This is a genomic window from Methylocystis suflitae, from assembly GCF_024448135.1.
Lineage (GTDB): Bacteria > Pseudomonadota > Alphaproteobacteria > Rhizobiales > Beijerinckiaceae > Methylocystis > Methylocystis suflitae.
Genome location: NZ_JAMRYX010000118.1, coordinates 1 through 11,089 on the forward strand (window position 1 = coordinate 1; position 11,089 = coordinate 11,089).

Consider the following 11,089-nt stretch of genomic DNA (forward strand, 5'->3'; position numbering starts at 1 on the left):
GACCCTCCCCCTCAAGGGGAGGGTGAACGCGCGCTGAACTGTTTGAACAGAACGAAACGAAATTAGAATGTCGGACTCCCGCGCCGTCGCGCTCACCCGCGAACTCATTCGCTGTCCGTCCGTGACGCCGGCCGACGCCGGCGCGCTCGACGTCGTCGAGAAAGCGCTGAAGGCGGTCGGCTTCGAGACGCATCGAGTCGTCTTCTCCGCGCCGGGCACGCCCGACATCGACAATCTCTTCGCCAAGATCGGCGCGGGCGCGCCGCATCTCGCCTTTGCCGGCCATACCGACGTCGTGCCGCCGGGCGATCCCGCGCGCTGGCGCTTCGATCCCTTCGCCGCGGAAGTCTCGGATGGCCGCGTCTACGGCCGCGGCGCCTCGGACATGAAGGGCGCCATCGCCGCATTCGCCGCCGCCGCGATCGCCTATGTCGAGCTTCATGGCGTGCAGAATGTAAAATCTTGGGGAACGCTCTCGCTGCTCATCACCGGCGATGAGGAAGGCGTGTCGATCAATGGCACGGTGAAACTGCTCGAATGGGCGGCGGCGCGCGGCGAGCGCTTCGATCATTGCATCGTCGGCGAGCCGAGCAATGCGTCGACGCTCGGCGACATGATTAAGATCGGCCGGCGCGGTTCGCTCAGCGGACGCATCCGCGTCATCGGCAAGCAGGGCCATGTCGCCTATCCGCAGCGCGCCGAAAATCCGGCGCCGATCATCGCGCGCATCGTCTCAGCCCTGTCGGGGCACGAACTCGACAAAGGCACGACGCATTTCGAGCGCTCCAATCTCGAATTTTCCACGATCGACATCGGCAATCCGGCGGTCAATGTCATCCCCGGCGAGGCGCGCGCGCAGTTCAATGTCCGCTTCAACGACGTCTGGACGCATGATTCGCTGAAAGAGCGCATTCTGCAGGTCATCAAGGAAGCGGCGCCGAGCGCGAATGTCGAGGTCGAATTCCCGCCCTCGAACGCCGTCTCCTTCATCACCAAGCCCGGCGCCTTCACCGCACTCGTGGTTGAGGCCGTGCGGCAGGTGACGGGGCTGACGCCCGAACTCTCGACGACCGGCGGCACCTCCGACGCGCGCTTCATCGTCAATTATTGTCCGGTGCTGGAGTTCGGCCTCACCAATGAGACGATTCACGCCGTCGATGAGAACGCCCGCGTCGCCGACATTGACGGGCTCTGCGCGGTCTATGCGCGCGTCATCGAGCGCTATTTCGAGCCCGCATCCGCTCGATGAAGGCGGCCCAAATCGGGTTGGGCGTCCATATTCTGTCGAGGTCGGCGCGGGCGCGCGCCTCTTCCATGCCTGCGCTGATCCGATAAAGGTAGAGAAAGGCCGAGACCCGGTAGTTCGCGATGCAGTGGACATGCGTCGCAGATTCGCCCGCGCCTTCAAAAGCCTCGCAGAAGCGATCGAAGTCCTCTTCTGTGGGATTTTGAAAGTCGACCGGAATATGCGTGTAGCGCATGCCCAGCGCCGCCAGAATTTCCGCTTCGTTCTTTAGCGCCTTCTCACTGGTCGCGGGAGCGAGATTGATGATTTCGCGCACGCCAAGCCCGGCGATCTCGCTGAACTGCGCTTGCGTCGGCTGGCCGGACGTCGTGGTCCGCTCATCGAGACGCAGCCAATTGTAGATGTCGACGGGATCGGCCACTGGCGCTCTCACGCGTTGCGTTTCATTGCGACGCCGTCACCCTCGCGCGGCGAGCGGCACGACATTGTGCAACTGCGCATCCGCCGTCTCGAAGAAGCGCCGCAGATTACGCGCCGCCTGACGGATGCGCTGCTCGTTCTCGACGAGCGCGAGGCGCACAAAGCCCTCGCCATGCTCGCCAAAGCCCTCGCCCGGCGCGACGGCGACGTCGGCCTTCTCGATCAAGAGCTTCGAAAATTCGAGCGTTGAGATGTTGCGGAAGCGCTCGGGCGCCGGCGCCCAGGCGAACATCGAGGCGCGCGGCGCCGGAATCGGCCAGCCCGCCTGCGCGAAGCTCTCGACCATCACGTCGCGCCGCCGCTTGTAGATCGCGCGCATCTCCTTGACGCAGTCGTCGGAGCCGTTGAGCGCCGCGACCGCCGCCACCTGCACCGGCGTGAAGGCGCCGTAGTCGAGATAGCTCTTCACCCGCGCCAGCGCCGAGAGCAGCCGCTCATTGCCGACCGCGAAGCCGATGCGCCAGCCGGCCATGGAGAAGGTCTTCGACATCGAGGTGAATTCGACCGTCACATCCATCGCGCCCGGCACCTGCAGCATCGAGGGCGGCGGATTGTCGTCGAAATAGACTTCGGCGTAGGCGAGGTCGGAGAGCACGAAGATCTCGTGCTTCTTCGCGAAGGCGACGAGGTCCTTGTAGAAGTCGAGGGAAGCCACTTCCGCCGTCGGATTGGACGGATAGCAGACGACCACCGCGATCGGCTTGGGGATCGAGTGAATGATCGCGCGCTCCAGCGCCACGAAATAGTCGGGCGTCGGCGCCGAGGGCACGGAGCGGATGACGCCGCCCGCCATCAGAAAGCCGAAGGCGTGGATCGGGTAGGAGGGGTTTGGCACCAGCACCACGTCGCCGGGCGCGGTGATCGCCTGCGCCATATTGGCGAAGCCCTCCTTGGAGCCGAGCGTCGCGACGACCTGCGATTCGGGGTCGAGCGTCACGCCGAAGCGGCGCGCGTAATAGCCGGCCTGGGCGCGGCGCAGCCCGGCGATGCCCTTGCTGGCCGAATAGCGGTCGGTGCGCGGCTTGCCGGCGGTCTCGACGAGCTTCTCGATGACGTGCTTGGGGGCGGGCAGGTCGGGGTTGCCCATGCCGAGGTCGATGATGTCGGCGCCGCCGGCGCGGGCGCGCGCCTTGAGGCGGTTCACCTGCTCGAAAACATAAGGGGGCAGACGTTTGATGCGATAGAAATCCGACATTCTGTGTTTGTTCCGAAGGCGCGAAGCGGCAAGTCTAGCGCATTTTGGCGCGGGCGTCAGGGGAGGGGCGCCGTGGCTCCAGGGCGATCGGGAGAAGGGCTTCCTCGCCCTTCGAGACGCGTGCCGCGCACGCTCCTCAGGATGAGGAAGCCCTTCACCCGATCGCCCTCTGCCGTGACGCGCCCCCGCCAAGGCCCGACGTCCGGCGACGACGTCACTCCGTGGTGACGATGACGAAATCCTTGCCGGAGCGGCTGTCGGGCGACAGCGGCGCGTCGGTCAGCACCATGGTCATGCCGGGATGCATGCGCGCCTGCATGGCCGCGTTGAAGGACGGGTCGGCGCGAAGCCGCTGGATCACATCCTGGTCCGGCGCGAGCGCCGCATCCTCGTGATGATGCGTGATCGCGCTCCAATGCATGCCGCGCGACGTCTGGTCGGCCCCGTTCAGCACGAACACATGCGAGCCGAGCTTGTCGGCGCCCTCTAAGCCAAGGACGGATTTCGCCACCACATGGTCGTTCTCGATCAGCTCGATCACATGATCGGCCGAGGAGGCGACGACGCTGGTGACGGGGAAATTCTCGGCTTCCGTCCAGTCGGAGGGATGCTTCTTGCCCTCAAGCCCGGAGAGCACCTGCTCGAACTCTTGTTCGGCATAGCCGCTCAGCACCATGCCGGGATGGGTCAGCTCCCAAGGGTCGGTATGCGCGCCGGCGATGATGACCGGCGTGCCGATATGGGTGACGCCAAACAGCAATTCGGAGAATTTCGCCGGCAGCCGCACGCAGCCATGCGACGCCGGATAGCCGGGGAGATTGCCGGCGTGCAGCGCGACGCCCGACCAGGTGAGGCGGTTCATGTTTGGCATCGGCGCGTCGTCGTAGAGCGACGAGTGATGGTTCCGGTCTTTCTCCAGCACGACGAAGACGCCGGTCGGCGTCGAATGTCCCGGCTTGCCGGTCGAACAGGTGGAGGCGGCGATGCGGATGCCGTTGCGATAGACATGCACGCGCTGCTGGGGAAGCGACACGACGACGGAGACGGGTCCCTTCAAGGCAAGCTCGGGGCGCCAGATGAACTCGCCCGGCTTGAGCCGGCCGATCTCCTGCATCTTCTCGTCGCCGAACGCCCGGCGCCCGGTGACGACGGCGCTCGCCAGGAGCATCGCGCCCAAAAATCTACGGCGGTTCGCTGCAATGATGGTCATGACATGCCCCCCGAAACATGGCCCCCCAAGGTCCACGCGTAACGAAACGCGGGTAGCATGAACAGCTTGGTTAACAAAGTGCGCCGGGGCACAGCCGATGCGACCGAGGCGAATGGAAAGGACGCGCCTGCAGCGGGGAAGAGTCACACGTTGCACACCTCTCCCCGTAAACGGGGAGAGGTCGAGCGAAGCGAGGGTGAGGCGCCGGGGCATGCAGCGGAACGCCGCGAACGCCCCGAGTCCGCTGTGAGATTTTGATGATTGACGGGTAAGGGAAGGGCCCTTGCCCGCCGCGAAGCTGGCTCTAACTCCATGTTACGCCCCTGTTTAGCAGGGGGCGCATGTCATGGAGGGAACGATGATCTCTGCCAAGGAACACATGACAATGGCGACTCTCGGCGCGATCGTCGGCGCGGCGATCGGCGCTGGACTAGGCGGCGCGCTCTTTGGGCTTCCGGGGGTCCTCGCCACGGCGGTGCTCGCGGGAATTGGCGGCGCCTTCATCGGCTCGTTTTTGTAATCGAGAAGCGACGCCGTCGCTCTCATAAATAAGCGCCGCGCGACGATTTTCGAGCGCGGCGCTTGGCGAGGTTGTCAAAGCCAGTTGCCAAGCATTTCGATTTCGCGAGCGACAACTGCAAATTATACACAGTTCTACCTGCAGACGAACAATCCGAAAGTCGTCGTGCTCAGCGTGGAAACGTCGAAGGCGAATAATAGCGTGAAGATCGGCGTCGGCCCGCACCGCGCCCTGGCGCTGGCTCGTCAAGCGCGGCGTCGTCGCCGACGTCATGTCGTTGGCCGATGAAGGGACGCTGTGAGGGGGCGGGGCGCGAAGGAGCGGCGACATCTGCTCTCATCGCTCCGGTGGCCGCTTTTTGACCCCTCCTGCTTGGCCGAAAACGTGGGTATTTTGTCCTTGCGGCCAGTCGACGCCCGCGTGACGATCACGTCATGGAAAAGTCATTCTCCAAAAAGCGATCCCAAGAAGATGCCCGGTTCCGTCGGGTCGGGTTTTTGGTTTACCCGGACTGCCAGAGCCTAGATCTGTCAGGTCCGTTCGAAACATTCTATTGGGCCAACGTTATGTTGAGCGTGCTGAGAAAGCCGCCGACCTACCACTCCGTCGTGATCGCTCAAACGGCGGGACCTGTTCCGACAATGTCCGGACTGCAGATCATGGCCTCCCACAGCTACGGCGAGATGGTTGAGGGATTGGACACCTTAGTCGTTGTGGGTGGCACGGGTTGCGAAGCCGTCACCGAAGACTCTGCGCTCCTCGAATGGTTGCGGTCGATAGCGCCCAAGACGCGGCGGATCGTTTCGATTTGCACTGGCGCGGCTGTTCTCGCGTGCGCAGGCCTCTTGGACCGCAGGCGCGCGACAACGCACTGGACTTATGCAGACCGTCTGGCGAAGGCGTATCCCTCCATCGAAGTCGACGCGAGCCGCATCTTTATCCGCGATGGGAATGTCTACACATCAGGAGGGATCACAGCAGGCATCGACCTCGCCCTATCTCTGGTGGAGGAGGATCTGGGTAGGGAAACGATGCTCGGCGTCGCACGCGCGCTGCTCGTGTTCCCGAGGCGACCGGGCGGTCAATCGCAGTTCAAGGGGCATACGAGCGCATTGGAGAAGCCTTTACGAGCGGAGGTTAGCGAACTTCAGACATGGATGCTGGCTCATCCTGAGGCGGACCTGAGCGTCCCCGCGCTGGCGGATCGCATGGCGATGAGCGAGCGCAGTTTCTCGCGCCTGTTCCGCAATGAGACCGGTCAGACGCCCGCCGAATTCGCCGAACGCGCGCGCGCGGACGCGGCGCGCTCCAAGCTTGAGCACACGAATTCATTAATCGAGGTGATTGCTATGGAATGCGGTTTTGGCAACACCGAACGCATGCGCCGCACTTTTCAGCGCCTATTCGACGCCAGTCCTGCCGAGTATCGAGCGCGCTTCCGATCGACGCTAGACCCCTGACTTAGCCGCAAAGCGGCGATTTCGGCGCAAACAGCTTCATTCAAATTGAGCCAACGACAACATGGGAGGGACCCGTGCGCATTCTCTTTTTGACTTCCGCACATAATAGCCTCAGCCAGCGGCTCTTTGTCGAACTCGCCGAACGCGGGCACGAAATTCGGGTGAACGTTGTCGCCAGCGGCGCGGAGATGATCGACGCCGCCGAGCAGCGCGCTCCGGATCTGATCGTCGCGCCGATGTTGAAGATCGCGATTCCAACTGAAGTTTATACCCGCACGAGATGTCTGATTGTGCATCCTGGCATCAAAGGCGACCGAGGGCCATCGTCGCTCGATTGGGCCATCACGAGCCACGAGAAGTCATGGGGCGTCACCATTCTGGAAGCCGCTGAGGATTTCGACGCGGGGCCAATTTGGGCTTCTTTGGAATTTGCTCTCGATTCAGATCCGCCGAGCAAAAGCAGTCTCTATCGCGGCCCGGTGACTGAAGCGGCTCTGTGCGGCGTGCTCGAAGCGATCGCGCGGATCGAGACGGGCGAAGTTCAGTCCAGAGTCTGGCGGCCGGAGCCCCTCTCCGAGGCAATGTCATATGCGCGAGGCCGTCTTCGCCCCTCGATGAAGCAAGCAGATCGCTCGATTGATTGGGAAAAGGACTCGGCGGCGACCGTCATCAGGAAGTTGCGCGCCGCGGACAGCGCTCCGGGCGTTTTGAGCAAGTTGCTGGATATAGACTGCTTCCTTTTCGGCGCTCACGCAGAGGATCGCCTTAGAGGCGCGCCCGGTCAGATCCTCGCGCGGCGTGATGGCGCGATCTGCATCGGCGCCGTCGATGGCGCTGTTTGGATTTCCCATCTGAAGGCGAAGAGCGATCAGGCGAACAGGGATATTTGCCGCCTGGCTCAGATCGGCGCTGGCTGCGAACGATGCGCTGAAGAGTTCTGCGCCGCTTCCGGAATCAAGTTGCCGGCTACTCAGGTGCTGGGTCCGCTCCTTCGCGATACGCCCGACGCGCCACTCGCTATCGATGCGCCGGACGACCATCAGACGTTCAGGGAAATCGTCTATCGCGAAGAAGACAAAGTCGGCTATCTCTCGTTTGATTTTTACAATGGCGCGATGAGCACGGCGCAGTGCAAGCGTCTGCGCGACGCTTTCCTTTACGCCCGCTCGCGTCCCACCAGGGTCATCGTGCTGCTCGGCGGACGCGATTTCTGGTCGAACGGCATCCATTTGAACGTGATCGAAGCGAGCGCCGATCCGGCTCAAGAGTCATGGCGAAACATCAACGCCATGGACGATCTGGTGCATGAAGTCATCAACACCATGTCGCATATCGTGATCGCGGGCATGCGCGGCAACGCCGGCGCAGGCGGCGCGATTCTGGCGTTGGCGGCCGATCAGGTTTTTGCGCGCCCCAGCGTTGTTCTTAATCCTCACTACCGCAGCATGGGGGAGCTCTACGGTTCGGAATATTGGACCTATTTGCTCCCAAAGCGCGTGGGGCAGGACAAAGCGCTGGAACTTACGCAAGGCTGCCAGCCTCTCGGCGCGCGAAAGGCTTGCGAGATCGGCTTTCTCGATGACGTCTTCGGCGACGATATGGAAATGTTTGAAAAAGAGCTGAGGCTGCGCGCCATGGCGCTGGCGCAGGGGCCCGATTACGCCGCGCTCCTGGTGAAAAAACTCCAGCGGCGGCTGGATGACGAATTGGCCAAACCACTGGCGAGTTATCGCGACGAGGAACTCCAGTGGATGCGGGCGAATTTCTTTGGACCTGACCCTGCCTATCATGAGGCGCGTCGGCGATTTGTCTTCAAGGGCGCCCCGCCGATGCGCGTCTCAAGCGAGCAGACTTCGGCATTCCAGCGCGGCGACGCCAAATTGGCGCGTTGGAGAAAAGCGCGTCAGGCTGGGAATCGTGTAACGCCCTTGGGGCAGTCGCCGGAGAATGACCGGGCGCCATTGCAACTGGCCCGGGCGTGGACGGATCGGCTGCAGGTCACCATTCGCCGGCTCTTCGCACCGGCTCCATGACGCGAAAGACGTGAAACGCCCGCGCGATCGCCTCGGCGCGGGCGCCTTGGCGCGCCTTTAGGAAGTCGTTCTCCTTAATGTCGGCGCAGACCCTGAGCGCGATCTCCAGCAGCGCCGCCTTGGCTGCGCCGGTCATTGTTTTTCCGAGATTGCGACCGCAGTCTCTTTGATTTGCTGGACAGCCGACTCGAGAGGAGCGGCGGAAACCGTGATGAAGCCCTGAAACGGCATGTCCATTTCAAACATCAGATACATGGCTCCCGCCATGGCGAGGGAGGCGATGAGCATGCCGCCCACAGGAAAAATATTTCGGGGCGTTTTAATGCCTAGACTAAAGAAAATGGCTGCGATCCAAAACACCGCCACGTAAACAAGCGGCCATTTGATGCTGCTATACATTTCATGATAAATGCGCCACCGTGACGTAACGAAGTCTTGCGCCGCGGCGAGAGCGGTTGTCTTCAGCCAGGCCTCTCTGTCGTTATTTGGCGATAGCTTCAAAATCTCCGCGCGAATGTTGCCGCTGCGCACGCTGCCAAAAATCTGCTTCGCGTCCACTCCCGGCCGCCTCGCCTCGTTCATGCGGTCGAGTTCGTTTTGCACGGCGATCCGGAGTTCCTCTCTGGCGCGATCCGCCTGCGGCCCGTAATCTCGGAGCAGTCTGTCGACCAATATAGCATCGGTCGCTTCGTGCTTTATTTCTTTGCTCTTTTCTTCGAAGGAGCTATTGGCGGTTGCGATTAAGAGCCCCAATGTCAAAGCCGCCAATCCTGTCACAAGGCTTCGCGCGTCATTGATGATTTCCAAGGCCTTTGCGCTCAAATGAGCGTCCGACAACAGTGGAGCTACAATCATGCCGAGCAGATAAGCGGCGAAGATCAAAGAAGCGACGACAAGCGCTGTTTCAAAGGGACTCATATTCTACTCTAGATCAAGCTGTTCGAGGACGTATACGCATTAATCGACGCGGGGAGCAAAGAGATCATCTCTCTGGACCGCGGTCGCCGCCTCGGTCTCGGGCTGCGATCGCCTAAGCCGCAATTGCGCCAATCGCCGAAATGGGCGCGCGAATGCGATGACGACAAAACGGTTGGTTGAAGCGCTCGGCGCCGATGCCTTTAAAACCATGCAAGAGGCCGAAAAAGGCGCTGTCGATCGGGTCGGCGTTGCGACGCGGGCGCGCCAGAGACGAATGGCCGGCGCGCCTCTAGGAGTCGTCCTCCGCAATTTCGGCGCAGGCTTTAGCGCGATCTCCAGCGGCGTCGCCTTGGGCAAGGCTTTCCCTCGCGGCCGGCATGGGCGCAAAATAGGGGCGCAGACGATCACGAAACCGCTGCGCCGCGCCTCATATTGTCATGAAACACTGCGGCCGACTGCGATCTCGGCCGCAGCTTCTTAGCAACGCTCTATTCAACTATTCCACGTGCACGGCCGCACGACACTGCGCAGGAACAACCTGTTCCGAGCCATCCGGGCTCGCGGAGCAAGCAAGTTTTCACGCCGGTCGCACAATAATATCCTTCGCTCGCGACGGGCGTGGCGGAGGCTGCGCCGTAATAGCCGTAGCCCGATGGATTGGCAGAGCCGTAATAGCCGTAGCTATAGGGGCTTGTTGCCGCCGCGCCGAGCGCCATGCCGTAGTAGCCGGGCCCCAAACCCCTACCACAGCGGTGCCACGCCGAAGCTGGGGTCGAAATTGACAGCATCGTGATTGAAATCGTGGCGGCGAGCGCCGCAGTCATTATCTTGCGTGAGGTCGTCATTGGCGGAACTCCTGGGCCGGGCTCAGCCAGGCCCGTGTTGGACACAACCCCAACGCCCACCCTTAATAACGCCAGCCCCGCTTTGCTTGTTCCCGCCCATGAGGGCGTGGAACGCAACGGCGGGAGGCGCGTTGGATGACAACGCTTGCGCCAACCTCATTCAAAAATTGGCGTGAAGCCCTGACCGCAAGCAATGTCCGCTCTTGGCGCTTTCTGAGAAAACTACGCCACTTCGTTCGACCAGCGCTCCGAGCGAAACGCCCGCGCGATCGCCTCGGCGCGGGCATTTTGGCGGGCCTCTACGGAATCGTTCTCCGCAATTTCGGCGCAGGCCTTTAGCGCGATCTCCAGCAGCGCCGCCTTGGGGTAGGGCTTTCCCTCGCGGCCGGCATGGGCGCAAAAATCGCTGGCGCAGACGATCATCAGCTCGCGGAATCTCTCCGGCGCGTCGAAAGCCCCGAGCCGTTCGAGCATCAAGGCGACGGGACCGGCGCGCATTTTTGAAACGCGATGCACGCGCTCGCATTCGGCGAGCGCCAGCAGCGCGAGCGCCTTACATTCCGCCGGCGTTCGAAAGCGCGCGCAGATGTCCTCGATGCGCGGGCGCCCGCGCTCGACATGTCGGTAATGCACGGGGAGATGTTCGCGCGGCGAATCCGACTTGCCGACATTCATCGCCAGCAGCGCGAAACGCACCGCGAGCGGCGCGCCGCCTTTGGCCGCCGCATCGAGCGATCGCATCAGATGCTCGCCGAGATCAACCTCCTCCTCGCCATCGGAAATCTGCGGCACGCCAAACAGCGCCGCGACCTCCGGGAGGATTTCGACAAGCGCGCTGCAGCCGCGCAGCGTCTTGATCAGTTTCGACGGCGTGGGGCTCATCAGCCCGCGAACCAGCTCCGGCCACATCTGCGCCGGGTCGGCGTCAACGAGATGGCCGGCCTCGACCTGCTCGAACAAGAGGTCGAGCGTTTCCTCGTCCGGGTCGCCGTCGGCTTCCGCGAGCAACGCCGCCATGCGCAGCACGGAAAGTCCGGGGTCGGGTTGTCCGTAGTCGAAAAGGGAGTCGGGTCCAAAGGCCATGGCGAAGCCTCGTCGAGGGGGCTTGCGCGACATGCAAAGCTCTTGCCGCGGGCCTCGGACTCGCGGGCTTGCTAGCGGGCCGGCCTGGCCGGCGCGTCG

11 protein-coding genes are annotated in these 11,089 nt (G+C 62.7%); 4 read left to right on the forward strand and 7 right to left on the reverse strand.

Annotated features, from left to right (window positions below; all coding sequences use genetic code 11):
- Positions 1–67 precede the first annotated feature (67 nt).
- Positions 68–1,249, forward strand: coding sequence for a succinyl-diaminopimelate desuccinylase (dapE, locus tag NEI07_RS09740; RefSeq protein ID WP_256034276.1), 1,182 nt, complete (start codon positions 68–70; stop codon positions 1,247–1,249).
- On the opposite strand, the gene NEI07_RS09745 is transcribed toward dapE, so the two are convergent.
- From NEI07_RS09745 to NEI07_RS09755, 3 genes are all read right to left on the reverse strand, one after another.
- On the reverse strand, positions 1,212–1,679 hold the full coding sequence (locus tag NEI07_RS09745) for a protein tyrosine phosphatase family protein (RefSeq protein ID WP_256034277.1): 468 nt from the start codon (positions 1,677–1,679) through the stop codon (positions 1,212–1,214). The two genes, dapE and NEI07_RS09745, sit on opposite strands and share 38 nt — an antisense overlap.
- A 24-nt stretch (positions 1,680–1,703) precedes the next feature.
- Entirely contained in the window at positions 1,704–2,921 is a 1,218-nt protein-coding gene (locus NEI07_RS09750) for an LL-diaminopimelate aminotransferase (protein WP_196400818.1), read from the reverse strand.
- 214 nt (positions 2,922–3,135) lie between these two features.
- Positions 3,136–4,131: a L,D-transpeptidase gene (locus tag NEI07_RS09755; protein ID WP_256034278.1), complete on the reverse strand. Its 996-nt coding sequence runs from the start codon at positions 4,129–4,131 to the stop codon at positions 3,136–3,138.
- Positions 4,132–4,489: 358 nt separating this feature from the next.
- Between NEI07_RS09755 and NEI07_RS09760 the strand changes: the two genes are divergently transcribed.
- The 3 genes from NEI07_RS09760 (at position 4,490) to NEI07_RS09770 (ending at position 8,144) form a co-directional block, all read left to right on the forward strand.
- Complete coding sequence (locus tag NEI07_RS09760; RefSeq protein ID WP_256034279.1) at positions 4,490–4,651, forward strand: hypothetical protein; 162 nt, start codon at positions 4,490–4,492, stop codon at positions 4,649–4,651.
- 434 nt (positions 4,652–5,085) lie between these two features.
- Positions 5,086–6,111, forward strand: coding sequence for a GlxA family transcriptional regulator (locus tag NEI07_RS09765; protein ID WP_256034280.1), 1,026 nt, complete (start codon positions 5,086–5,088; stop codon positions 6,109–6,111).
- A 74-nt stretch (positions 6,112–6,185) separates the two neighbouring features.
- Complete coding sequence (locus tag NEI07_RS09770; protein ID WP_256034281.1) at positions 6,186–8,144, forward strand: enoyl-CoA hydratase-related protein; 1,959 nt, start codon at positions 6,186–6,188, stop codon at positions 8,142–8,144.
- Here NEI07_RS09770 and NEI07_RS09775 read toward each other — a convergent pair.
- From NEI07_RS09775 to NEI07_RS09790, 4 genes are all read right to left on the reverse strand, one after another.
- Positions 8,110–8,280 (reverse strand): hypothetical protein, encoded by a 171-nt coding sequence (locus NEI07_RS09775; RefSeq protein ID WP_256034282.1) that lies wholly within the window; start codon positions 8,278–8,280, stop codon positions 8,110–8,112. The genes NEI07_RS09770 and NEI07_RS09775 overlap by 35 nt on opposite strands.
- Positions 8,277–9,062, reverse strand: coding sequence for a bestrophin-like domain (locus tag NEI07_RS09780; protein WP_256034283.1), 786 nt, complete (start codon positions 9,060–9,062; stop codon positions 8,277–8,279). Before NEI07_RS09780 ends, NEI07_RS09775 begins: the two co-directional genes overlap by 4 nt.
- A 488-nt stretch (positions 9,063–9,550) precedes the next feature.
- Positions 9,551–9,907, reverse strand: coding sequence for a hypothetical protein (locus NEI07_RS09785; RefSeq protein ID WP_256034284.1), 357 nt, complete (start codon positions 9,905–9,907; stop codon positions 9,551–9,553).
- A 222-nt stretch (positions 9,908–10,129) separates the two neighbouring features.
- Entirely contained in the window at positions 10,130–11,023 is an 894-nt protein-coding gene (locus tag NEI07_RS09790) for a tRNA nucleotidyltransferase (protein ID WP_256034285.1), read from the reverse strand.
- Positions 11,024–11,089 lie beyond the last annotated feature (66 nt).